We start from the raw sequence: 21,375 nt of genomic DNA on the forward strand, positions 1-21,375 counted from the left end.
CCGCGCGCGCCTGTCACAGGCGTTACTGGCCCGAAACAAACGTAGGAGCGAGCGCAGCTCGCGATTGCGCCGCGCGGGCGGCGCTCGATCTCACAGGCGCTGAAGATGCTCCGGCTACCCTTGCCAGCCACAGGGCTTGAGGCCCATGCGGTCGAGGTGGGAGCTGGCTTGCCGGCGATACGGCCAGACCTGCAAAATGAGTTCGATTACCGAACACCAACCAAACTTGGCGTGTCCGCTATCCGCCCACCCAATCCCAACGCCGCATTGCCCAACCCCCGCCTTTTTGCTTAAGTGTGCTCATCCACCGGCTGTCGCCTGCCCCCGCGACCTGCAACCGGCCCGATAGAATGACCGTGACGACCGCAACCACAGCCCCACAAGGCCGTAGGAAGCGGCGACCAGAACAATAACGATGCCGAGTGCCTTGCCTATGGAAAACCGCCTGCTGAGCGAGCGCAGTAGCGTGTTTCACCACGCCGACCCGTATGCTGTGTCCGATTATGTCAACCAGCATGTCGGCCAGCATTGCATCGGCCTGTCGCGCACCACCCACCCCCAGGCCAGCCTCAGCCATCGCAAATTCGCCGAACTCGATCTGTGCCGCATCAGCTACGGCGGCAGCGTGCGGGTGACCTCGCCAGCCCTGGAAACCATCTACCACCTGCAGGTGCTGCTTAACGGCAACTGCCTGTGGCGCGGACACAAGGGTGAGCAGCATCTGGTACCGGGCGAACTGCTGCTGATCAACCCTGACGACCCGGTTGACCTGACCTATTCGCAAGACTGCGAAAAATTCATTCTCAAGGTGCCTGCGCGTTTGCTCGATTCAATCTGCGATGAACAGCGCTGGCACCGCCCCGACGGCGGCGTGCGCTTTTTGCGTAACCATTATCGGCTGGATGAACTGGATGGCTTCGTCAACCTGCTGGCAATGGTTTGCCATGAGGCGGAGGTGAGCGATTCGCTGCCGCGGGTGCAGGGCCATTACAGCCAGATCGTCGCCAGCAAGCTGCTGACCCTGATGAACACCAATCTCCGCCGCGAGAGCCTGGGCTCGCCGGGCGCGAGCCTTGAGCGGATCATCGACCACATCGACCGTAACCTGAAAGTTGAACTGACCGCCGAAGCACTGGCAGAGCAGGCGTGCATGAGCCTGCGTTCGTTGTATGCCTTGTTTGAACGGCACTTGCAGACCACGCCGAAGCACTATATACGCCAGCGCAAGCTGGAGCAGGTGCATGCCTGCCTGAGCGATGCCAGTTGTTCGGTACGCAGTGTGACCGAACTGGCCATGGACTATGGCTTTCTGCACCTGGGGCGGTTCTCCGAGGTGTATCGGCAGCAGTTTGGCGAGTTGCCTTCGGAAACATTGCGCAAACGGCGCTGAACCACACCGGCCTCTTCGCGGGCGCGCCCGCTCCCACAGGAATTCCTGACCTTTGAGGGATACACAGTACCTGTGGGAGCGGGCGTGCCCGCGAAGAGGCCCTTGAACCTTTCACATCCACCTGCACAAAACGGATAGCACCCCGCACAAACCGGATATTGCCGCCCCATACCAATCCCTAACCTGTCCAGGTCTAAACAATAACAAGGGAGACCCTGGCCATGTCCCTGGGATTCGACTACCTCGATGCCATGCTCGAGGACGACCGTGAAAAGGGCATCTACCGCTGCAAGCGCGAGATGTTCACTGACCCTCGCCTGTTCGACCTGGAGATGAAACACATCTTCGAGGGCAACTGGATTTACCTGGCCCACGAAAGCCAGGTCTCCGAGAACAACGACTTCCTCACCCTGACCATGGGGCGCCAGCCGATCTTCATCGCGCGCAACAAGGACGGTGAGCTCAATGCCTTCCTCAACGCCTGCAGCCACCGCGGTGCCATGCTCTGCCGGCACAAGCGCGGCAACCGTTCCAGCTACACCTGCCCGTTCCACGGCTGGACCTTCAACAACAGCGGCAAGCTGCTCAAGGTGAAAGACCCGAGCAATGCCGGCTACCCCGACAGCTTCAACTGCGAGGGCTCCCACGACCTGACCAAGGTGGCGCGCTTCGAGTCGTACCGCGGCTTCCTGTTCGGCAGCCTGAATGCCGACGTCAAGCCGCTGGTCGAGCACCTGGGCGAGTCGGCGAAGATCATCGACATGATCGTCGACCAGTCGCCGGAGGGTCTGGAAGTGCTGCGCGGTGCCAGCTCGTACATTTATGAAGGCAACTGGAAGCTCACTGCCGAAAACGGTGCCGACGGCTACCACGTCAGCTCCGTGCACTGGAACTACGCTGCCACCCAGAACCAGCGCAAGCAGCGCGAGGCCGGTGACGCGATCAAGACCATGAGCGCTGGCGCCTGGGCCAAGCAGGGCGGTGGCTTCTATTCCTTCGAGCACGGCCACCTGCTGCTGTGGACCCGCTGGGCCAACCCCGAGGACCGCCCGGCCTACGAGCGCCGTGAGCAGTTGGCGGCCGACTTCGGCCAGGCCCGGGCCGACTGGATGATCGAGAACTCGCGCAACCTGTGCCTGTACCCGAACGTGTACCTGATGGACCAGTTCAGCTCGCAGATCCGCGTTGCCCGGCCGATTTCGGTGAACAAGACCGAAATCACCATCTATTGCATCGCGCCGAAAGGCGAGAGCGCGGAGGCGCGGGCCAAGCGTATCCGCCAGTACGAAGACTTCTTCAACGTCAGCGGCATGGCCACCCCGGACGACCTGGAAGAGTTCCGCTCGTGCCAGACTGGCTATGGCCGCGGTACTGGCTGGAACGACATGTCCCGCGGTGCGGCGCACTGGGTGGAAGGCGCCGATGCGGCGGCCAAAGAGATCGAACTGCAGCCGCTACTGTCTGGCGTGCGCACCGAGGACGAAGGCCTTTTCGTGCTGCAGCACAAGTATTGGCAGGCCACCATGGTCCGCGCCCTCAAGGACGAACAACACTTGATCCCCGTGGAGGCCGTGCAATGAGCCTGCATGAAACCGTGCGCGATTTCCTTTACCGCGAGGCGCGGTACCTGGACGATGCCAAGTGGGACCAGTGGCTGGAACTGTACGCCAGCGACGCCAGCTTCTGGATGCCGAGCTGGGACGATGACGACAGCCTGACCGAAGACCCACAAAGCGAAATCTCGCTGATCTGGTACGGCAACCGTGGTGGCCTGGAAGACCGCATATTCCGCATCAAGACCGAGCGCTCCAGTGCGACCGTGCCTGATACCCGCACCTCGCACAACATCAGCAACATCGAGATCGTGGAACAGGGCGAGGGCAGCTGCAAGGTGCGCTTCAACTGGCACACGCTGAGCTTCCGCTACAAGACCACCGACAGTTACTTCGGCACCAGTTTCTACACCCTCGACCTGCGCGGCGAGCAGCCGCTGATCAAGGCGAAAAAGGTCGTGCTGAAGAACGACTATGTGCGCCAGGTCATCGACATCTACCACATCTGATACAGGGTTTTGCGAGCACTGCCCGGTGCGTTTTGCGACGCGCCGTGGGTCGGCTCGCCCGCGAGGTGCAACATGAGCTACCAGATCGCACTGAATTTCGAAGACGGGGTCACCCGTTTCATTGAGGCCACGGGCCACGAGACCGTGGCCGACGCTGCCTATCGCCAGGGCATGAATATCCCGCTCGACTGTCGCGACGGCGCCTGCGGCACCTGCAAGTGCAAGGCCGAGTCCGGGCGTTACGACCTGGGCGACAACTTTATCGAAGATGCCTTGAGCGAAGACGAAATCGCCGAAGGCTTCGTGCTGACCTGCCAGATGCGCGCCGAAAGCGACTGCGTGATTCGTATTCCGGCGTCGTCGCAGCTGTGCAAGACCGAACAGGGCAGTTTCGAGGCGGCCATCAGCGATGTGCGCCAATTGTCGGCCAGCACCATTGCCCTGTCGATCAAGGGCGAAGCGCTGAGCCGCCTGGCGTTCCTGCCAGGGCAGTACGTGAACCTGAAGGTGCCGGGCAGCGAGCAGAGCCGCGCCTACTCGTTCAGCTCGTTGCAGAAGGACGGCGAAGTCAGCTTTCTGATCCGCAACGTGCCGGGCGGCCTGATGAGCAGCTTCCTGACCAACCTGGCCAAGGCCGGCGACAGCATGAGCCTGACCGGGCCGTTGGGCAGCTTCTACCTGCGCCCGATTCGGCGCCCGCTGTTGCTGCTGGCCGGCGGTACCGGCCTGGCGCCATTCACCGCGATGCTGGAAAAGATCGCCGAGCAGGGCAGTGAACACCCGCTGCACCTGATCTATGGCGTGACCAACGACTTCGACCTGGTCGAGCTCGACCGCCTGCAAGCACTGGCTGCACGCATCCCCAACTTCACCTACAGCGCCTGCGTGGTCAACCCGGACAGCCAATACCCGCACAAGGGCTACGTGACCCAGCACATCGAGCCGGGCCACCTCAACGATGGCGATGTGGATGTGTACCTGTGCGGGCCACCGCCGATGGTCGAAGCGGTCAGCCAGTACGTGCGTGAGCAGGGCATTACCCCGGCCAACTTCTACTACGAAAAATTCGCGGCGGCGGCCTGATTACCTTTACCCCGAGCATGACACCGCCCCCTGTAGGAGCGGGTTTACCCGCGAAGAGGCCAGCAGGTACAGCAACGTTGCCTGGTCGGACGCATTCGCGGGTAAACCCGCTCCTACGGGGACCGCGGGGAAGCGGAGATTTGAACATGAACAACAGATTCCAAGGCAAGGTCGCCCTGGTCACCGGCGCCGCCCAAGGCATTGGTCGTGGCGTGTGTTGGCGGCTCAAGGCCGAGGGGGCGCAAGTGGTGGCGGTAGACCGCTCCGAACTGGTCCACGAACTGGCCGGCGAGGGGGTGCTGACCCTGACCGCCGACCTTGAACGGCACGCCGACTGCGTCCGGGTCATGGCCAGCGCAGTAGCAACGTTCAGCCGCCTCGACATACTGGTCAACAATGTGGGCGGTACCATTTGGGCCAAGCCTTTCGAGCACTACGCGGCCGAAGAGATAGAAGCCGAAGTGCGCCGCTCGCTGTTCCCCACCCTGTGGTGCTGCCACGCCGCACTGCCGTACATGCTCGAACGCGGCAGTGGGGTCATTGTCAACGTTTCGTCGGTCGCCACCCGGGGCGTGAACCGGGTGCCGTATGGTGCGGCCAAGGGTGGGGTCAATGCGCTGACTGCTTGCCTGGCCTTCGAAACCGCTGGCCGTGGCATCCGCGTCAACGCCACCGCGCCGGGTGGCACCGAAGCGCCGCCGCGGCGGGTACCGCGCAACACCGCCGAGCAAACCGAGCAGGAGAGGCGCTGGTACCAGCAAATTGTCGACCAGACCCTCGACAGCAGCCTGATGCACCGCTACGGCAGCATCGACGAGCAAGTCGGGGCAATTCTGTTCCTGGCCAGCGATGAAGCGTCATACATCACCGGGGTGACCCTGCCGGTGGGGGGCGGCGACCTCGGCTGAACCGCCCGGTCTTGCGGCGTTGCATCTGGCAACAAGGCGGGGAATTGCCTAGCGGCCCAGGTTAAGGGTAGTTTCCCGTCACCACCTGCCAGGAATGCTCCCTTGGACTCGATTACCCAAGCTGTACTCGGCGCCGCCCTGCAGGGTGCCGTGCTGGGCCGCCTGCAAGGCCGCCGCGCGCTGTTGTATGGCGCGGCGTTGGGCACGCTGCCAGACCTCGACGTGATCATCCGCTACGCCGACCCGGTGTCGCAGATGACTTACCACCGCGGCTTCTCCCACTCGCTGTTCGTGCTCACCGGGCTGGCCTTGCTGCTGGCCTGGCTGGTCAACAAGTGCTGGCCCGACAAAGGCTATACCTTGAACAGGCTGTTCCTGGCGTTCTGGCTGGTGCTGATCACCCACCCATTGCTCGATGCCTTCACGGTCTATGGCACCCAGTTGTTCTTGCCTCTGCCAGTCACACCGCAAAGCTGGGCTGCGGTGTTCATCATCGACCCGGTGTATACCTTGCCCCTGGTGGCCGCCGTTATCTACGCGGCCGTGCGCGGAGTGACTGCCAGGGCCACGCGGCTGCTGACCCTGGCACTGGTGTTCAGCACGGCGTACCTCGGTTTCGGCCTTGCCGGGCGCATGGCCGCCGAGCAGCGCTTCCAGGCCGCACTGGACCAGCAAGGTATCGTCACCACTGAATTGCGGGCCGTGCCCATTGCCTTCAACAGCCTGGTCTGGCGAGTGTTGGCAAAAACGCCCGGGGGTGACTATTACGAGGGCATCAGCAGCGCCTTCGACCGGCAGGCGCCAGAAATGCAGCGCTTGCCGCGCAACACGCAGTTGGCGCAGGTGTTGGCCACCGATGAGCTGTATCAGCGTTTGCGCTGGTTCACCGATGACTGGTTGCGTTACGACCAGGTCGGCGACGTGCTGGTGGTCACGGACTTGCGCATGGGTATCCCGGGCAACTACAGCTTCCGTTTCCGCATGGCCCACCGGGACAGCCAGGGGCAGTGGGTGGTCGATGTGCCAGCGGCTTTCCAAACCGGGCCCGGGTCGATGTTCAACAGGCGCGACCTGGTGCTGATCTGGCGGCGTGTCTTGGAGCAGCAACCACCGCTGCCGTTGGCCCTGTGGACCGAGCGCTACCTGGGCCTCAGCCCTGCCGAACGCGAGCGCTGAGGGTTGCGCTCGGCGGGGCTGGACCTGGTCAAATGGACCGCCATGGCGACCATGGTCGCCGATCACCTGCGCTTTCTCTGGCCCACAGCCGATGGCCTGTTCGTGGTGGGTAGGCTGGCGTTCCCGTTGTTTTGCCTGGCCATTTCAGTGAATGTGCAGCGGGCCAGGGCAGGAGCTTTCAATACCATTGGCAATGTGCGCTACCTGGGGCTGATGCTGCTGTTCGCGGTGCTGTCGGAACCTGCATATCGCTGGCTGGATGGCGGCTCGCAGACATTGAACGTGATGCCGACGCTGGTATTGGGGTTGCTGGTGGCCTGGGGTGTGCATCACCCGTTGCTGTCGCTGCGTTTGCTGGGTTTGGCGGCCGGGCTGGCAGGTTTTTTGTTCAGTGGGCAGTTGATGTATGGGGTGCCCGGGGTATTGCTGCCAGGCGCCTGCCTGATGGCGCGCCGGCAGGGCGGCGCGGCCTGGGTGTTACCTTGCCTGCTGGCCATGGGCGGCAACCTGACCAATAGCTGGTTGCAGGCGCATTTGCTGGCACCGATCACCCTGCTCACACTGCTGAGCGCGGCCTCGGCGCTTGCGCTTGGCTTAGTGCTGTTGCGCCATGATGATTGGCGGGTGCCGGCAGTGGGGCGCTGGGGCTATCTGTTTTATCCAGTGCATCTGCTGGTAATTAAAGGTGCTGTCCTGAGCCTGTGATCGAAGGGCGGGCCTACCCAAGCCCCTTCAGCCGATCAGCATCAGGGCCTGTTGCAGGGTCAACGGCTGTTTCATACGCTGCGACAGCGCCGCCATGGCGTCGGAATACCCCCTGGCAATCACTGCCTCGACCTGCTCGTTCACACACTGCAGGGCAATGAAGTCACCTGTTTCCGGCCCGCCGACGAACTCGATGCGGTTCCAGTCCTGTGCGTGCCCCAGCACCTCGAAGGTGACCCCGTGCTGGTAGGTCCAGAAGAACGGCACGTCGGCGTAGCGGCGTTGCTCGCCGAGCATGTTGGCCGCTGCGATCACCCCCTGTTGCTGCGCCAGGCGCCAGTGCTCGATGCGCACCGGGCGCCCGGCAAGCGGGAATGTGGCGATGTCCCCTGCCGCCCATAGGCCGGGGGCAGCACGCATGTCGGCGTCGACCCTCACCGATTTGTCTTCCCCAAGGGGAACCCCGTGCAGAAACGCGGTCGCGGGGCTGACGCCGGTTCCCAGCACGACCAAGGCTGTTTGCAGGCGCTCGCCGTTGGCCAGTACCACGGCCTCGACCTGCCCCTGGCCTTCGATCAGCTTGACCTCGGTGGGGCCGTGAAAAGTCACCCCTTGAGCCTCATGCAGCGTGCGCAGGCAACGGCCAATGCGCTCACCCAGCTGTCGAGCCAGGGGGATCTCGTGGCGGGCTACCACATGCACCCGCGCGCCGTACGCCTGCAGGGCCGAAGCGGCCTCCAGGCCGATGAAGCCGTCGCCCACAATGACCACCGGCTGGCCGGGCTCGGCCGCATCGAGCACGCGCTCAGCATCGTCGCGGGAACGCAGGGTGAACACCCCAGGCAGATCGATACCGGCCAGTTGCGGGCGCACGGGCTTACCGCCGGTGGCAAGCAGGCAAGCGTCATACGCGATCGACTGGCCGTCAGCCAAAGTGATTTGGCGGTGCTGACTGTCAACGCTGCGCACCTTGCCGTGCTTGCGCTCCAGTTGGCCCTGGCGCAAGGCATCGGCGTCGAGCAAGGCGGGTACTTCGTTGGGGGGCATCTGCCCGGCGATCACGAATTTGCTCAGCGAGGTCCGGTCATAGGCGGGCTGACGCTCCTGGTCTATCCACACCAGCCGGCCGGCAAAACCTTGTCTGAGCAGGGCGGCCACCGCAGCGCTGCCCGCGGCCCCGGCACCCACCACCACAAAGCAGCGGGCATCGCTGTGCCTGGGCGGCTCGACGGCAGCCAGGGGCTGGTCATCTACCCACACCTGATCGCCCTTGAGCCACACCTGGTAGCGGCGCAGGTCGGCAAGTGCCGGCGGTTCGCAGACTGCGCCGTCGTCGACGGCAAACGCGGCTTTGTGCCACGGGCAGACCAGTAGCCCGGCGCACACCACACCCTCGTCGAGCGGCGCGCCGGCGTGCGGGCAATTGGCCTGATAGGCGCGTACCTGCTGGCCTTGGCGAACGAGGATGATCTCTTCGCTGCCGGCCTGAACGCGCAACGGGCGGTGCTCGTCGAGTTGTGCCAGGCGGGCCACGGCGTACTGGGTCATGAGGGTTCTCCAAAGGGGGCCTTTGGAACCCTTTGACGCCTGAGGTGGGAAGGGGATGCGTTGGGCTGACGACCGGTGTTCCGGTGGTAGCGGGCCAGGCCCGCTGCCACTAGAACACGCCCGTTGCATCACTATGCTGGCGTGGTCTGGCAGCGGGCTGGCTCGCCGCTGGACTCAATTGGCCCGGGCAGCACTCAGTGCACCGGCCCTGGTCACGCGCAGCGCCACCAGGCTACCGAGCACGATCAGTGCCGCCAACGAATACAGGGCGGCATCGGTGGACCCAGTCTGGTCCTTGATGAACCCCACCAGGTACGGGCTGAGGAAGCCGGCCATCTGGCCGACCGAGTTGATGATCGCCAGGCCAGCCACGGCGGCACTGGCGCTGAGCAGCGCCGTGGGCATCGGCCAGAACATCGGCAGACCAGTGAGCGCGCCCATGGTGGCGATGGACAGGCCAAGGATGGCGATGGCCGGGTTGGCGGCGAAGTTGACTGCGATCAGCAAGCCCACGGCGCCCATGAGCATCGGCACCACCAGATGCCAGCGGCGTTCGTTGCGCAAATCGGCCGAGCGCCCGCAGAGAATCATGAACACCCCGGCCAACAAGTACGGAATGGCGCTGAGCCAGCCGATCAGCAGCGGGTTGTCGAAGCCCATGCCCTTGATGATCGACGGCAACCAGAAGTTGATGGCGTAGACACCGCTCTGGATACAGAAATAGACGAAACCAAAGGTCCAGATCAGCGGGTTGGTCAGTACCGCCAGTACACTGTCGCCGGCAGTGGCAGGCTTGCTGGCAGCATCGGCCGCCAAGTCTGCGGCGATCAGCTGGCGTTCGCCCGCGCTCAACCAGGCAGCCTTCTCGTAACCGTCACTGAGCAGGAACACTGCCAGAATGCCCAGGGCCACGGTCGGCAAGCCCTGGATCAGGAACATCCATTGCCAGCCGGCCAGGCCATGCTGGCCGGCGGCGAAATGTTCAAGGATCCAGCCGGAGAACGGCCCGCCCAGCAGGCCCGAAACCGGGATAGCCGACATGAACAGGGCCATGATGCGCCCGCGTCTGGCTGCCGGGAACCAGCGCGAAAGGTACAACACCACACCCGGGAAGAAGCCAGCTTCGGCCGCCCCAGTGAGCAGGCGCAAGGTATAGAACTCGGTCGGGGTGGTGACGAACAGCAGGCAAGTGGACAAACTGCCCCAGGCGATCATCATCAGCGCGATCCAGCGCCGAGGGCCGAAGCGGTTGAGCGCCAGGTTGCTGGGCAGGCCGCACAATACATAGCCGATGAAGAAGATGCCGGCGCCAAGGCCGTACACGGTTTCGCTGAACTTCAGCGCGTCGAGCATCTGCAGCTTGGCAAAGCCGACGTTGACGCGGTCCAGGTAGTTGAACAGGTAGCAGATGAAAATGAACGGAATCAGCCGCAGGGTGACGCGCCGGTACAGCGCGTTGCGGGTGGTGTCCGTGCCTTGGTCAGGGGCTGGGCTGTGTGCCATGATCGGATTCTCTGTTGTTATGGTTATCGCCGCGTCGCCTGTGCCGGCGCTCGCCCTGACGAGTCTCGGGGACTGCGGCGTGCCTGTCTTTGTGCTTTTGCACAGTGCCGGGCGCGGGCTGCTGTGCCCGAGCCCAAAAGCCTAACACCCTAAGGACCGTGCAATGTTCGAACTCGACCATGACCTGGCACAGGATATCGTTGACCGGGCAATGGCCATTCTGCCGTGCAACGTCAATGTCATGGACAGCCAGGGGTTGATCCTGGGCAGCGGCGAGCCGGAACGCATCAACACCCGCCATGAAGGCGCCCAGTTGGTGCTTGCCAACGGCCGGATCGTCGAATTGGACACTGACGCGGCCAAATGCCTGAAGGGCGTGCAGCCTGGGGTCAACCTGCCGTTGATGCTCGACGGCAGGTTGATGGGCGTGCTGGGCCTGACCGGCGACCCGCAGCACGTGCGAACCTACGGTGAACTGGTGCGCATGACCGCCGAAATGCTGCTGGCCCAGCGCCATTTGCAGGCCGACCAGCAGTGGCGGCGGCAGCGCTGTGACGACCTGCTGGCGTTGCTGCTTGGCGGCAGCGGTGATTCCCCGCGGTTGCTCGACGAAGCCCGGCAACTGGGCCTGAAGCCACAGCTGCCGCGCGTGCCGTGCTTGTTCGAACTGGCCTCGGGGCCGGCCGCCGAGGCACTGGCAGCGTGGTTGATCAGCCGTTACCCCGACAGCTGGTGCGTCAGCCCGGCGCGGCAGTCGTTGCTGTGGTGCCGCCCGGCGGGTGTCGCACTGGATGAGCCGCGCCTGCTGGAACGCCTGCAACGGCATGGCTGGGAAGTGGAACGGCTAGCCCTGGGCAGCGCCGCGCAGAGCCTGGAGCAGTTGCGCCGGGGTTACCGTCGGGTGCGTGACTTGCTGGCTTATGGCCGTGAGGTATTGCCTGGCGAACGCCTACTCAGCCTGCAGCGCTACCGGCTGCCGGCGCTGCTGTGGCGCCACCGCAATGATGACGCACTGGATGAACTGCTGGAACCGTTGCAGCGTATACGCATCAAGGACAGCAGCGGCCAGTTGCTGACCACCCTGCGGGCCTGGTGTGCCCATGACGGCCAGAGCCAGGCCTGTGCCGATGCCTTGGGCATTCATCGCAACAGCCTGCGCTACCGGCTGGAGCGCATTGCCGAGTTGGGCGAGGTCGACCCGCTGCGGATGGAAGGCATGCTGAGCTTGTACCTGGGGTTGCAGCTGTTGCCTGCAAACTGAAGCATTTCTCTGTTGCGGCCCTATCGCCGGCAAGCCGGCTCCCACAGATACAGGCCTGAGGGAGCACTCATTCCTGTGGGAGCCGGCTTGCCGGCGATAGGGCCGCCACAGGCCAAAGGCATCCGCCCAAACAACCCACCCAGGGTTTTGTGCATTTGACCGAGGCCGCCTGGGCGCACAGCTGTCAGCATGCCGCCATCAGGACAGGAGAATCCCCATGAAGATCGTCATTGCCCCCGACTCGTTCAAGGACAGCCTTGATGCTGCCGGGGTTGCGCGCGCCATCGCCGCCGGCTTGCGTGAGGGTTGCCCGGGTGTGCAGGTGGTCGAATGCCCGATGGCCGATGGTGGCGAAGGCACCATGGACGCGATCCTTGCCGCCAGCGACGGCGAGCTGCGCCGCCAGACCGTGCGCGGGCCGCTGGGGCAGAGCGTGGAAGCCGGCTGGGGCTGGTTGCCGCACAGCCGCACGGCAATCATCGAAATGGCCCAGGCCAGTGGCCTGCAGCTGGTCCCAACCGGGCAGCGCGATGCCTGCCGCAGCAGCACCTGGGGTACCGGCGAGCTGATTGCCGCCGCGTTGGCTGCCGGCGCACAGCGCGTGGTGCTGGCCATTGGCGGCAGTGCCACCAATGACGCCGGTAGCGGCATGTTGCGTGCGTTGGGCCTGCGCCTGCTGGATGCCCAGGGGCAGGCGCTGGAGGAAGGGGGGCTGACTTTGGCGCAGTTGGCGCATATCGATGCCAGCGATCTCGACCCACGCCTGGCTGAGGTACAGTTCGAGGTAGCGGCCGACGTCGACAACCCGCTGTGCGGGGCCAATGGTGCATCGGCGATCTTCGGCCCGCAGAAGGGCGCCAACCCGCAGCAGGTGCAGGCGCTGGACCAGGCGCTGGGGCATTTTGCCGACCACTGTGCGCAGTTGCTGGGTGAGGATGTGCGTGACTACCCAGGTTGTGGCGCCGCCGGTGGCATGGGTTTCGCCGCGCGGGCATTCATGGGCGCGCAGTTCCGCCCCGGGGTAGAGGTGGTGGCGGAGCTGGCCGGGCTCGATGCCCTGGTGCAAGGTGCTGATCTGGTGGTGACGGGCGAGGGGCGCTTCGATGCACAGACCTTGCGCGGCAAGACGCCAATGGGCGTGGCCAGGGTCGCCAAGCGCCACGGGGTACCGGTGGTGGTACTGGCCGGTACCTTGGGTGAGGGCTACCAGCAGTTGTATGCGCACGGCGTGGATGCGGCCTTTGCCCTGAGCAGTGGGCCAATGAGCCTGGAGCAGGCGTGTGCCGATGCCGCTGAGCTGCTGCAGGCGCGGGCCTGTGACATCGCCCGCCTGTGGCGCTGCGCAGCCGTCAGGGAATGAGCACCTGCTCATGGCCGGCGGGTAGGGCGGCCAGTTCGCCGAAGCGTTGTGCCGCATCGATGTAGCGCAGCGCCGACTTGGCGTCTTTCCAGCCCACATAGCTCATCAACGCTTTCAACTCCCAACCATTGGCGGTGGCCCAGGTGGCGAAACCGCGCCGCAGCGAGTGGCCGGTGTACAAGGCTGCCGGAACCCCGGCGCGTGCCAGCATGCGCCTTAGCAGCCCCACCAGGCTGTTGCTGTTGAGCGCGCTGTCGCCCAGGTTGCCCCAACGGTCGAGCTTGCGAAACACCGGCCCGTGGGCAATGCCGGCAACCTCCAGCCATTGCAGGTAGGCCGTGACCGGGCACAGGGCCTTGAGCGCGGGGGTGCGGTGCTGCACCCCCAGCGCTTCGCGGTCACCCTTGCTGCGTGGCAGGAACAGGGTGATGCCGACACCCGCTTCGGCCTGGACATGCTCCACGCGCAGGCGCGCCAGCTCATCGCCACGAAAACCCCGCCAAAAGCCCAGCAACAGCAGCGCGCTATCGCGCCGTGCGCGGCGCAAGGCGGCCAAGTCGTGATTCTCACGGGCCTGGCGGGCTTCCTCTTCGAAACAGGCGACCGCCGTTTGCAGGTGCTGCAGCAGCAGCGGGGCAGCCTGCTTGGGCGGGGCCGGGTGCAAGCTACGAATGCCGCGCAGCACCTGGCGCACCAGGGGGGCCTTGGTGGGGTCGGGAAAGCCTTGGGCAACGTGCCACTGGCTCAGCGCGGCCAGCCGTTGGCGCAGGGTGCTGACGGCATGCTGGTCGGCATGCTCGGCCAGGTAACGGGCGATGCTCTCGGCGGTGGCCGGCAGGAAGCCGCCCCAGTGGCTTTCGAAATGTTCGACGGCAGCCTGATAGCTACGCCGAGTGTTGTCGCGGGTGGCGGCGCGCAGGTAGCGTTCGATATCGGTCATGGTGCAAGCGGCGGTGGAGGACGGCTACACGATAAACCTAAATCACCCGGCTGTCCCGGGTGTGATCGGGCGCGCTGTACAGCAGCGGCACGCTGCGGTATACCTGAGCGCGACCAAGGGGAGCCCGGCAACGGGCTGAGAAACCGCTGAGCATCGCAGCGCGGTGACCCTTCGAACCTGATCCGGATCATGCCGGCGAAGGGATGGGCTCGATACGTGTCGTTACCTGCCTTTTTGCCGGCCTCACATGCGAGGCTCGTCCATGCCCAGTGCCAAGGTCTCGCTGCCATCCCCCCACAAGGACAGCACCATGACCGAACGCTTCAGCCAGACCCTGCGCCGCCATAGCGACCCGACCTGGTCGGCCGCCGTTGGCCACCGTTTCGTGACCCAACTGTGTGACGGCAGCCTGCCGGCGCCGATCATGATCGACTACCTGGTGCAGGACCACCGCTTTCTCGACAGCTTCCTGACCTTGCTCGGTGCCGCCATCGCCACCGCCGATACCTTCGAGGCCCGGCTGCGCTTCGGCCGCTTTGCCGGCATGATCTGCAGCGACGAGAACACCTATTTCCTGCGCGCGTTCGAGGCGCTGGATGTCAGCCCGGCGCAACGCCGCGAACCCGCCGATACCGCACCCACCGCCGGTTTCAAGGCGATCATGCGCGAAGCGGCCGCCACCCGTTCCTACGCGGCGGCGCTGGCGGTGCTCAACGTTGCCGAGGGCCTGTACCTGGACTGGGCGTTGAAGGCGCCCAAGCCCTTGCCGGCCAACTTTGTCCATGCCGAATGGATCACGCTGCATGACAACCCGGCCTTCCGGGACTTCGTTGCCTTCCTGCAGGCCGAACTGGACCGGGTAGGCCCGCAGGCGGCGGCGCTGGCCAGTGACTTCTACCAACGCACCGTGGCACTGGAGCTGGCCTTCTTCGATGCCATCTACCCGGAGGGCCAGTGAGCATGGATATCTTCGAGCGCCTGAAAACCGCCGCCAACCGCCCCTGGGCCCGCTATGTCACGCATGACTTCGTGCAGCAGATGGGCGCGGGCACGTTGAGCGAGCAAGCGTTTCGTACCTACCTGGTGCAGGACTACCTGTTCCTGGTCCAGTTTGCCCGGGCCTGGGCGCTGGCTGCCTACAAAAGCCGACGCCCGGCGGACATTCGTGCCGCACAGACCACGCTGGCGGCCATTCTCGATGAAACCGAGCTGCACCTGCGGCTGTGCGCGCGCTGGGGGTTGAGCCAGGCCGACATTGAAGCGGCGCCAGAGCATCAGGCCACCGTGGCCTATACCCGTTACGTGCTGGACTGCGGCGCTGCCGGGGACCTGCTGGAGCTGCAGGTGGCACTGGCCCCCTGCGTGGTCGGCTATGCCGAAATCGGCCGCGCCCTGGCCGAGCAGATTGGCGACTTGAGCGGCCACCCGTACCGCGAGTGGATTGGCGAGTACGCGGGTGCAGCCTACCAGGGCGTGGCTGCCGCAGCTCGCCGGCACCTCGACGAGCTGGCAGCACGCAGCATGACCGAGCAGCGTTTTGCCGAACTGGCAGCCATTTTCGCCCAGGCCTCCAGCCTGGAAGCGGATTTCTGGCAGATGGGGCTGGACGGGGCGGCATAACGTTGCGTGCGGTGTCGGGCTGGGTGGTTACTACTCAGCCCGGAACCGCTTTGGTGCATGAATGCCTCAAAAGAAGTCGAGCCGCACACTTTCACCGGGCTAAAACCCGGCTTTACTGGTCACTGTGCACATTCACCAATGGGCTGCATGCCCGGTTTTTTCGCTGTTTGGCGGCCGCAAAAAGCGGCCCGCATCTTGCTCCAGCTGCTCCCAACTACAACCTGGAGCCCCGTGCAATGAGCTCACCCAGCGAATTTCCACTCAGCGAAGCGCCGCCATCAGCCCGCAAGGGCCTGCTGCCGATCACCATGGTCCTGTTCAGTTTCACCTTCTTCACCGGCACCATGTTTGCCGGCGGCAAACTGGGCATGGCGTTCAGTTTCGCCGACATGCTATGGGTCGCCACCCTCGGTAACAGCTTGCTTGCGCTGTATGCCGCCGCGTTGGCCTTCATTGCCTCGCGTAGCGGCCTGAACACGGTGTTGATGGGGCGTTTCTGTTTCGGGGAGGCAGGCAGCCGGCTGTCCGACTTCCTGCTGGGCTTCGCCGAACTGGGCTGGTACGCCTGGGGCACCGCCACGGTGGCGATCGTGCTGGTCAAGCTGCTTGGCCTGGCAGAGGGTTTCAGCCTGCCGTTGATGGTGCTGTTCGGCCTGGGCTTCAGCATCACCGCCATCCTCGGTTTCAAGGGGCTGGATGTGCTGGCCCGGGTTTCGGTGCCACTGATGTTCGTGCTGCTGTTGGTGTCGATGTACATCGCCACCCGGGATGCCGGTGGGTTCGCCGGCCTGGCGGCGGTAGTACCGCATGAGACCATGACGTTTTCCGCGGCAGTGACCATGGTGTTCGGCACCTTTGCCAGCGGCGCCACCCAGGCGACCAACTGGACACGCCTGTCGCGCAGCGGGCGGGTAGCGGTGAGCGCCAGTGTGGTCGCGTTCCTGCTGGGCAACGGCCTGATGGTGGTGGCAGGCGCCTGGTGCGCCATGGTCTACCAGCAGGCCGATATCGTCGAAGTGATGATGCTGCAGGGCTTGTCCTTTGCCGCAGTGGTCATGCTGTGCCTGAACCTGTGGACCATCCAGGGGCCGACCATCTACAACGTTTCGGCTGCCGCGTGCCACCTGCTGCGCAGCGAGCGGCGGCGCACGGCGACCCTGTTGGCGGCCGCTGTGGGTATCGTGCTGGCCATGGGTGGGATGTACGAGATGCTGATCCCGTTCCTGGTGTTGCTGGGTTCGATCATTCCGCCGGTGGGTGGGGTGATCATGGCCGATTTCTGGTACCGCCACCGTGGCAAATACCCGGCGCTGCGCACTGCAACGCTGCCCCGCTACAACCTGGTCGGGCTGTTGGCCTACGCCGTTGGCGCCGTACTGGCCTACGCGTCGCCTTGGGTGGCACCGCTGGTGGGTATCGGCGCCTCGGCGCTGTGCTACATCGTCGTGCTCGAGCTGGGCGGGCGCCGCGCAGCGGCCCAGGCGGGCGTCGAACCGTGAGCCTGGCGCTGGAAGAAATCCTGCAGCTGCCCGGCCTGCACGAGATGAGCGTGCGCGCCGGGGCGCGCAACCTGCAACGGCGGGTACGCTGGCCTTATGTGGCAGAAAACGAAGGTATCGCCGAATGGGTGATGGGCGGCGAGCTGGTGTTCGTCACCGGGATCAACCACCCACGGGGTGAGGCCAACCTGCTTGCGCTGGTCGAAGACGGCGACGCCGTCGGCATTGCCGGGCTGGTAATCCTCACCGGCGGCAGTTTCATCCAGCACATTGCGCCTGCAGTGATTGCCCGTGCCGAGCAGCTGGGTTTGCCACTGATCGAACAGCCTTACGCCCTGAAAATGGTGGTGGTCACCCACTTGATCGGTACTGCGCTGGTGCAGATGACCCAGGTTCGCCGCTCGCGCAACGACATCCTCGGCCAACTGCTCAGTGGCGATTACCCAAGCCTGGCGATTGCCCGGCAGCGGGCTGCGCACCTGCAATTGGCGCTGGATGAGCCGCGCCGGCTGCTGGCCTTGCGCCTGGCCGGGGTCGATGAGCTGTTCGAGCGGTTGGGGCTGACGCTCGGCGAGCGGCGCTGGCAGCACACCCGCCAGGCCCTGGAGGACCAACTGCAAGCCTGGTGCCGGCAGCAGCCGGGCAGCGTCACGGCGCACCTGCCCGGTGACCTGTTCGTGGTGTTGCTGGCCGACACGCAAGACCTGCCGGAACGATTGGCCGGGTTGTACCGGCAATTGCAAGGGGTGGCCGGCGAGTTGAGCCTGTACATGGGGCTTTCCAGCCTTGCCGAAGACTGTGCACACTACCGCCAGGCCTTGAATGAAGCGCGCCAGGCACTGGATGTGGCCCGGCACCTGCGCCCGGCCAGTGGTTACTGCAATTTCAGTGAGCTGGGCGTGCTGCGCTTGCTACAGGGCATCGTCGACCGCTCGCTGATCGACGATTTCGTCAGCCGTACCCTTGGCCCGCTGCTGGCACCAGGGCGTAAGCAAGCCACTGCATTGGTCCACACCCTCGACGCCTTGCTCATGGAAAATGGCAACAGCCTCAAAGCCGCCCAGCGCCTGGGCCTGCACCGTAACACTGTCAATCAGCGCATACAGCGCATCGAACAACTGAGCGGGCAGTCGATCGACGACCCGCTTTTTCGCATGAATGCTTCGGTCGCCATGTTGGTATGGCGCATGAGCGAAGCCCACGGCAAGGAGTAACCGCATGAACATCATCAACGCCCGGCTGCGCGGCAAACCCGGCTTGTTCCGCATTGAACTTGCTGGCGAGCGCATCAGCGCAATCGTGCCGCAGGCCAATGCAGTGGCGCAGGCGCCCGGCGACCTGGACGCTGCACAGAACCTGGTGGTAGCGCCCTTTGTCGAGCCGCACATCCACCTTGACGCCACGCTGACGGCCGGTGAGCCGAGGTGGAACATGAGCGGTACGCTGTTCGAGGGCATCGAGTGCTGGGCCGAGCGCAAGCAGTTCACCACCCACGATGACATCAAGGCCCGCGCGAAGAAAACCATTGGCATGCTGGTGGACCACGGTATCCAGCATGTGCGCACGCATGTCGATGTCACCGACCCGACGCTTACCGCGCTCAAGGCCATGGTCGAGGTACGCGACGAAGTCCGCGGGCTGGTCGGCCTGCAGATCGTCGCGTTTCCGCAGGAAGGCATAGAGTCGTATGCCAACGGCAGGGCATTGATGACCGAAGCGGTGGCCATTGGTGCCGACGTGGTGGGGGGCATTCCGCATTTCGAGAACACCCGCGACCAGGGCGTGTCGTCGATAAAATTCCTGATGGACCTGGCCGAGCGCAGCGGCTGCCTGGTAGACGTGCACTGCGACGAAACCGACGACCCGCAGTCACGTTTTCTTGAAGTTCTGGCCGAGGAAGCGCGGGTACGTGGCATGGGCGCCCGGGTCACCGCCAGCCATACCGTGGCGATGGGTTCGTATGACAACGCTTACTGCTACAAGCTGTTCCGCCTGTTGAAGCTGTCGGGCATCAACTTCGTGTCCTGCCCAACCGAAAGCATCCACTTGCAAGGGCGCTTCGACAACTACCCCAAGCGCCGTGGGGTTACCCGGGTAGCCGAGATCGACCGCGCCGGCATGAACGTGTGCTTTGGCCAGGACTCCATCGTGGACCCGTGGTACCCGCTGGGCAACGGCAACATCCTGCGCATTCTCGAGGCCGGGCTGCACATCTGCCACATGCTCGGCTACGAAGACTTGCAGCGTTGCCTGGACCTGATCACGGACAACAGCGCCCGCACCTTGAACCTTGGCGAGCACTATGGCATCGAGGTGGGGCGCCCAGCCAACCTGCTGCTGCTGTCGGCACCCGATGACTACGAGATGGTGCGCAGCCAAGGGCATGCGCTGGTCTCGGTGCGCCATGGCAAGGTGCTGATGCAGCGTACGCCTGCCCAGGTGCAGCGCCTGCTCTGAGCGGTTGAGTTTGGGGCCCGGCGCTATGCCGGGCCCTGGCGTCAGCTGTCACCCGACCGCTTCGAGGAACTTGTCCAGGACAATGTTGCGGCCACACAGGACCACCGCAACCCGCTTGCCTTGGTACTGCCTGGCCAGTTTCTGCATGCCGGCGACGGCAACTGCCGCAGCGCCTTCGATGATCCAGCGCTCGTGGCGGGCAATGTCGCGCATCGCCGCGCGGATTTCGTCCTCGCTGACCAGTACCGTCCCGGTGACCAGCGCCTGGCACAGCGGGAAGCTGACAGCACCTGGCTCGATGCCACCGGCGGTGCCGTCGGAAAGGGTTTCGCGCGCCTGCACTTCGATGATCTCACCCGCCTGTAGCGAGCGCGCCAGTGCGGGGTCATTTTCGGGCCAGCAACCAATGATCTCGGTGCCCGGCTTGAGCACGCGCAGGGCGGCGCCGATACCGGCAATCAGCCCGCCGCCGCCCACCGCGACGAATACCGCGTACAAGTCGGGTGCCTGCTCGAACAACTCCATTGCGAGGGTGCCTTGGCCTGCGATGACCTGCAGGTCGTTGTACGGCGATACGAACGGCACACCCCGCAGCCGCGCTTGCCTGGCGGCCTCCAGTTCTGCACCCAATGGGTCGCTGGGCAGGCAGATGACTTCGGCGCCCAAGGCACGCATCGCTGCCAGCTTGTAGGCCGACGCTGAAGCGGCGCTGTACACCGTCACCGGCACCCCAGCGGCGTTGCCGGCCATTGCCAAGGCCTGCCCGTGGTTGCCCGAAGACGCGGCGATCACCCCGGCAGCCCGCTGTTGGGTTGGCAGCAGGCGGATCTTGTTGCTGGCGCCGCGAAACTTGAACGAACCGGTGTGCTGCAAGTGTTCGCATTTAAGCAGCACATCGCAACCGGTCTGCTCCGAGAGGCGGGCGCTGCGGGTCAGTGGCGTCACACTGACGGCAGGGCGCAGTGCCGCATGGGCATCCTTTATGGACCGAAAAAGCACATCCAACTGGGTGGCATCGATAATGGGCGCAAGAGCGGGAGTGGCTGCCATGCTGTAAACCTGCATAGAAATGGAATATCCGTCTACCGTAGACGTTTATTCTATTCGAGACAAGCAGGCGTGCACATGCGTCGCGGTGCTCATCCCGGCAAGCCAGCGATAGCGGGTTTAAAGGGCCTAGAGCTCTTTCAGGTACTTGTACACGGTCGCGCGCCCCATGCTCAGTACGTTGGCCACATAGTCCACGCTACTGCGGCCTTGGAACGCGCCCTCGGCATGCAGCGCCTGCACCAGGCTGCGCTTGTCCTTCATGCGCAGCGTTTGCAGTGACAGGTTGCGCGCCTGCAGCCAGCCATGCAGGAAAGTGTTGATGCGTTCCTGCCAGTCATTGCGGAACAACGCGTCCGGTTGCGGCACCAGCCGGCTCATCTGGAAAAACGCATCCAGCGCAACACGGGCCTGCTCCAGTACCGACACGTTCAGGTTGATGCACATCAGGTGCTCGGCTTCGCCCTGGGCATTGCGCAACACGGTGCTGATCGAACGGACCTTCTGGCCGTTCCAGTTGAGTTTCTCGTAAGGGCCAAGGTTCGTGCCCTGGAGCAAGTCGCCCAGTTCATGATCGATCGCCGAGTCGTCACCCAAGGTGCGTTGGGAGAAGTTGTTGGCGATGTGCACCACTGTCTGGCTGCGCAGGTCGTGGACGATGACTTCCGCGTGCGGGTACAGCAACAGCGCGATGCTGTCGGCAATTGCCTTGTAGTTATCCAGGGTCATGTGTTTCGGGTGCTTTTTCGCAGGGGCAGGAACCGGACGTTCATGGTGGCGGCAAAGCGCCTGGGACACAAGGCGGGTGGTTGCAGA

At 64.4% G+C, this 21,375-nt stretch carries 19 protein-coding genes and 1 riboswitch; of the genes, 14 read left to right on the forward strand and 5 right to left on the reverse strand.

Features of this window, described 5'->3' with window-relative positions:
* The first annotated feature begins 433 nt into the window (after positions 1-433).
* The 7 genes from DMX12_RS03695 to DMX12_RS03725 all read left to right on the forward strand — a co-directional run bounded on the left by DMX12_RS03695 (position 434) and on the right by DMX12_RS03725 (position 7,324).
* Complete coding sequence (locus DMX12_RS03695; protein WP_110676283.1) at positions 434-1,390, forward strand: AraC family transcriptional regulator; 957 nt, start codon at positions 434-436, stop codon at positions 1,388-1,390.
* 221 nt (positions 1,391-1,611) lie between these two features.
* On the forward strand, positions 1,612-2,970 hold the full coding sequence (gene benA, locus DMX12_RS03700; RefSeq protein ID WP_110676285.1) for a benzoate 1,2-dioxygenase large subunit: 1,359 nt from the start codon (positions 1,612-1,614) through the stop codon (positions 2,968-2,970).
* Complete coding sequence (gene benB / locus DMX12_RS03705; protein ID WP_110676287.1) at positions 2,967-3,452, forward strand: benzoate 1,2-dioxygenase small subunit; 486 nt, start codon at positions 2,967-2,969, stop codon at positions 3,450-3,452. Before benA ends, benB begins: the two co-directional genes overlap by 4 nt.
* 72 nt (positions 3,453-3,524) lie before the next feature.
* Entirely contained in the window at positions 3,525-4,535 is a 1,011-nt protein-coding gene (gene benC / locus DMX12_RS03710) for a benzoate 1,2-dioxygenase electron transfer component BenC (RefSeq protein ID WP_110676289.1), read from the forward strand.
* A 146-nt stretch (positions 4,536-4,681) separates the two neighbouring features.
* Positions 4,682-5,443, forward strand: a complete 762-nt coding sequence (locus tag DMX12_RS03715; protein WP_110676291.1) for a 1,6-dihydroxycyclohexa-2,4-diene-1-carboxylate dehydrogenase — start codon at positions 4,682-4,684, stop codon at positions 5,441-5,443.
* A 102-nt stretch (positions 5,444-5,545) separates the two neighbouring features.
* Positions 5,546-6,619 carry a metal-dependent hydrolase gene (locus tag DMX12_RS03720; protein WP_110676293.1) on the forward strand — a complete coding sequence of 358 codons (1,074 nt, stop codon included), beginning with the start codon at positions 5,546-5,548 and terminating at the stop codon, positions 6,617-6,619.
* Positions 6,620-6,622: 3 nt separating this feature from the next.
* Positions 6,623-7,324 carry a TraX family protein gene (locus DMX12_RS03725; RefSeq protein WP_110676294.1) on the forward strand — a complete coding sequence of 234 codons (702 nt, stop codon included), beginning with the start codon at positions 6,623-6,625 and terminating at the stop codon, positions 7,322-7,324.
* Between the two features lie 27 nt (positions 7,325-7,351).
* On the opposite strand, the gene DMX12_RS03730 is transcribed toward DMX12_RS03725, so the two are convergent.
* Both DMX12_RS03730 and DMX12_RS03735 read right to left on the reverse strand, forming a co-directional pair.
* The gene (locus DMX12_RS03730) at positions 7,352-8,872 is read right to left on the reverse strand and encodes an FAD-dependent oxidoreductase (RefSeq protein ID WP_110676296.1); all 1,521 of its coding nucleotides are present in this window, start codon (positions 8,870-8,872) and stop codon (positions 7,352-7,354) included.
* A gap of 174 nt (positions 8,873-9,046) precedes the next feature.
* A complete protein-coding gene (locus tag DMX12_RS03735) occupies positions 9,047-10,375 on the reverse strand; it encodes an MFS transporter (RefSeq protein ID WP_110676298.1) in 1,329 nt (442 codons plus the stop codon).
* Between the two features lie 163 nt (positions 10,376-10,538).
* Between DMX12_RS03735 and DMX12_RS03740 the strand changes: the two genes are divergently transcribed.
* Positions 10,539-11,636 carry a sugar diacid recognition domain-containing protein gene (locus tag DMX12_RS03740; protein WP_110676300.1) on the forward strand — a complete coding sequence of 366 codons (1,098 nt, stop codon included), beginning with the start codon at positions 10,539-10,541 and terminating at the stop codon, positions 11,634-11,636.
* A gap of 217 nt (positions 11,637-11,853) precedes the next feature.
* Entirely contained in the window at positions 11,854-12,996 is a 1,143-nt protein-coding gene (locus DMX12_RS03745; RefSeq protein ID WP_110676302.1) for a glycerate kinase, read from the forward strand.
* On the opposite strand, the gene DMX12_RS03750 is transcribed toward DMX12_RS03745, so the two are convergent.
* Positions 12,986-13,936, reverse strand: a complete 951-nt coding sequence (locus DMX12_RS03750; RefSeq protein ID WP_054904714.1) for a site-specific integrase — start codon at positions 13,934-13,936, stop codon at positions 12,986-12,988. The two genes, DMX12_RS03745 and DMX12_RS03750, sit on opposite strands and share 11 nt — an antisense overlap.
* A gap of 106 nt (positions 13,937-14,042) precedes the next feature.
* A riboswitch (TPP riboswitch) is annotated at positions 14,043-14,157 on the forward strand.
* Between the two features lie 89 nt (positions 14,158-14,246).
* Between DMX12_RS03750 and DMX12_RS03755 the strand changes: the two genes are divergently transcribed.
* From DMX12_RS03755 to codA, 5 genes are all read left to right on the forward strand, one after another.
* The gene (locus tag DMX12_RS03755) at positions 14,247-14,894 is read left to right on the forward strand and encodes a TenA family protein (protein ID WP_110676494.1); all 648 of its coding nucleotides are present in this window, start codon (positions 14,247-14,249) and stop codon (positions 14,892-14,894) included.
* A 2-nt stretch (positions 14,895-14,896) separates the two neighbouring features.
* Positions 14,897-15,556, forward strand: a complete 660-nt coding sequence (gene tenA, locus DMX12_RS03760; RefSeq protein ID WP_054913734.1) for a thiaminase II — start codon at positions 14,897-14,899, stop codon at positions 15,554-15,556.
* 236 nt (positions 15,557-15,792) lie between these two features.
* Positions 15,793-17,055: a cytosine permease gene (codB, locus tag DMX12_RS03765; RefSeq protein ID WP_110676304.1), complete on the forward strand. Its 1,263-nt coding sequence runs from the start codon at positions 15,793-15,795 to the stop codon at positions 17,053-17,055.
* Positions 17,052-18,269: a PucR family transcriptional regulator gene (locus DMX12_RS03770; protein WP_110676306.1), complete on the forward strand. Its 1,218-nt coding sequence runs from the start codon at positions 17,052-17,054 to the stop codon at positions 18,267-18,269. The genes codB and DMX12_RS03770 overlap by 4 nt, the downstream gene beginning before the upstream one ends.
* 4 nt (positions 18,270-18,273) lie before the next feature.
* A complete protein-coding gene (gene codA / locus DMX12_RS03775) occupies positions 18,274-19,512 on the forward strand; it encodes a cytosine deaminase (RefSeq protein WP_110676308.1) in 1,239 nt (412 codons plus the stop codon).
* A 48-nt stretch (positions 19,513-19,560) separates the two neighbouring features.
* On the opposite strand, the gene DMX12_RS03780 is transcribed toward codA, so the two are convergent.
* Positions 19,561-20,562, reverse strand: coding sequence for a threonine/serine dehydratase (locus tag DMX12_RS03780; RefSeq protein ID WP_110676497.1), 1,002 nt, complete (start codon positions 20,560-20,562; stop codon positions 19,561-19,563).
* A 126-nt stretch (positions 20,563-20,688) separates the two neighbouring features.
* A complete protein-coding gene (locus tag DMX12_RS03785) occupies positions 20,689-21,288 on the reverse strand; it encodes a transcriptional regulator (protein WP_110676310.1) in 600 nt (199 codons plus the stop codon).
* Positions 21,289-21,375: the final 87 nt, after the last annotated feature.

This window comes from Pseudomonas sp. MB-090624 (assembly GCF_003205245.1).
Lineage (GTDB): Bacteria > Pseudomonadota > Gammaproteobacteria > Pseudomonadales > Pseudomonadaceae > Aquipseudomonas > Aquipseudomonas juntendi.